We start from the raw sequence: 759 nt of genomic DNA, 5'->3' as shown, positions 1-759 counted from the left end.
GTTTGTAACTAAAGGCGATCGTTCTTCTGAACCAAAAGCATAATCTCCCGCCTTCTATCATGGAACCTATGCTCCCGATGTCGGTCGGCCCCACATGGAGAATAGAAGACATGCATGATCGTCAGATCATGCGGGTTAGTGTACTTGACTTGGACAACTCTGTTCGTTTCAGCCGGGATATTCAAAGAGGGACGAGGAAACATCCCTAATCAAACCTCCCCCGAAGAGGACCAACTGAGATCAACGCCACACTCGGCGCGATCAAACAGTGTTGATTGATTTCTCTCTATACGATGTCAATTGACGTCCAATCGGACGGTTAAGAACCCAAAGGTGCTTAACGATCTGATCGGGTAAATGGTGGAGCCTAGGAGGATCGAACTCCTGACCTCCTGAATGCAAATCAGGCGCTCTCCCAGCTGAGCTAAGGCCCCACAAAAAACGCCCCTTGCTCCGCAAAAGGCTTGGTGGGTCGAGGAGGACTTGAACCTCCGACCTCACGCTTATCAGGCGTGCGCTCTAACCACCTGAGCTACCGACCCAGACAGGCCGGTCGGCCTGATGTGTTCTGAAGAGATATGAGGACGGCTCGGTCCATGAGTTTGACCAACTTTGTTTGTTGATCTTCTGCTAAGTGTTCCACGATCAAGAGCAAGCTCAAGATGCTAGGAACATCCTTAGAAAGGAGGTGATCCAGCCGCAGGTTCCCCTACGGCTACCTTGTTACGACTTCACCCCAGTCGCTGATCCTACTGTGGT

The 759-nt window shown here is 51.3% G+C and carries 2 tRNA genes and 1 rRNA gene; all 3 read right to left on the bottom strand.

Annotated features, from left to right (window positions below):
- Positions 1 to 358 precede the first annotated feature (358 nt).
- Positions 359 to 434, bottom strand: a tRNA-Ala gene (locus ACR0FG_RS20905).
- 31 nt (positions 435 to 465) lie between these two features.
- Positions 466 to 542: transfer RNA gene (locus tag ACR0FG_RS20900), tRNA-Ile, on the bottom strand.
- 139 nt (positions 543 to 681) lie between these two features.
- Positions 682 to 759: ribosomal RNA gene (locus tag ACR0FG_RS20895) — 16S ribosomal RNA — on the bottom strand; the annotation flags it as partial.

It is taken from the genome of Ruegeria sp. E1, assembly GCF_056534225.1.
The sequence above is the reverse complement of the archived record's forward strand: the minus strand, read 5'-3'. Positions and strand labels throughout refer to the sequence as shown.